Source organism: Sulfuricurvum sp., from assembly GCF_049305995.1.
GTDB lineage: Bacteria > Campylobacterota > Campylobacteria > Campylobacterales > Sulfurimonadaceae > Sulfuricurvum.
In genome coordinates this window covers 1-1,761 of the sequence record NZ_JBAQPS010000349.1, presented here as the reverse complement: position 1 = coordinate 1,761, position 1,761 = coordinate 1, and the positions used below count along the sequence as shown (strand labels likewise).

Sequence of the window (1,761 nt, the reverse complement as noted above, 5' to 3'; positions counted from 1 at the left end):
ACCTACAAACTCCGAGAAGAGCGGATGAAAAAAGGGTACAACTTCCGCTCCAGCGAACTGGAGATGCGAATCGACGAAGAGCAAAATATCGTCTCCACCGAGTTTGCCGTCGAGACCCCATCGCATGCCCTGATCGAAGATTGTATGCTCCTCGCCAACAAAGCGGCGGCATCACTGTACGAGCGGGGAGTGTTTCGTATCCACGAATCCCCTAGCCCGATGAAGCTCCAAAGCCTCTACACCGAGTTGGCGAGTATCGGTATTTTCGTCGAGTCCCAAGGTTCGATCAAAGAGACGATCATGGCGATCCAAGCCGAAGCGGAGCGACGCGATCTCATCAGCGAGGTCGATACCCTCATCATCCGCGCTCAGATGCAGGCACGCTATGCACCCTACAACATGGGACATTTCGGGTTAGGATTTGATCGCTATACCCACTTCACCTCTCCGATCCGCCGTTACAGCGATCTGATCGTCCACCGCCTCCTAAAAGCGATTGCGGCAGGAGATACCGAAGAGGGATCATACGTATTGCGCAACATCGAGTCTCTTTGTACCTCCATCAGTGAAAAAGAGCGCGAAGCGAGCGACATCGAAATCCGATTCCAAGAGCGCAAATTCGCCCGTTGGGCGGCCACCGTGATCGGTCAGGAGTTCAAAGCCCGTATCATGCGCGCCGAAGAGCCGTTCATCGCCGAGATTCACGACACTATCACGGGGGCAAAAGTACAAATTTCCTCACAATTTGGTCTTATGCTCTTCGATGATATCATCGTTAAAATCGAAACCGCCAACCTCGCCACCGCAAAAATCACCGCCTCATTTGTGAGTCGCATCGAAAAGGAATAAACAAATGAGACAAATAGGTATCTTTCAATGGTATTCTGTAGAAAAAGGCTACGGTGTAATATCAACGATAGATTCGACTATTAATATTCAAAACAAGCAAGACAAATCAATTGTCATACAAAAATATAATGAAGTTTTTATTCATATAAATAATTGGATAGATAAAAGCATAATTAATATCGTCAATAATCCATCACCTTTAGTTTTTGATGTTTCATTTGAACTAGGGAAAGTTACAGCCAAGCAATGTCGCTATTTTGACTATTCCAATGAAGATTTTGAACTATTATTTATACTCATGGTTCAATATAATGGAAAATTGATATTTACACCAAAAAATAATTATAAATCAATCAATTTAATAGATACTATTTTAAAATACGATCCTACCTATTCTGAATGTTTTGATCATATTTTAGAAAATAAAATTTCACAAGCAAGTAACGTTGATTTTATTAACTTCATAGATATGCTCTATCAATATTTTAATAAAGATGATACAAAGATAAATTTAATTAGACGAAGTGCTTTGACACGTGCACAGGAATCATCAGATGATTCTTTCGTCTTTGGATTATGGGAAAAAGGTTTTCTTAATGACAATGATTTGACATTGGAGACAATCAAAAACAATATCCAAAAAATCAACTTCATTTTATTTAAAAAATTAACATCACATCCAGATGTGATAGATATTTTCAAAGCACTATTAGAAGAAAATAATTCCGAATTGATTTATAAGTTAATCAATTATGGATTGACAATAGATGCTTTGGTGGCATATACCGAAATGAAAGTCCAAAGTATTGTTACAAAAGTTGAATCACAAAATATTCTTGCTGAAGCTAGTAAACTTCTGAATGTGGCAAATAATCAATCAATAATAAATGAAATAATCAATAAAGAATTAGC

The 1,761-nt window shown here is 39.1% G+C and carries 2 protein-coding genes; both read left to right on the top strand.

The window, feature by feature from the left end; genetic code table 11:
• Nucleotides 1-849 (top strand): RNB domain-containing ribonuclease (locus tag WA010_RS11745; RefSeq protein ID WP_422557303.1); only part of this gene is annotated, 849 nt, incomplete at its 5' end.
• 4 nt (nt 850-853) lie between these two features.
• A partial coding sequence (locus WA010_RS11740) for a hypothetical protein (protein ID WP_422557302.1) occupies nt 854-1,761 on the top strand: 908 nt, incomplete at its 3' end.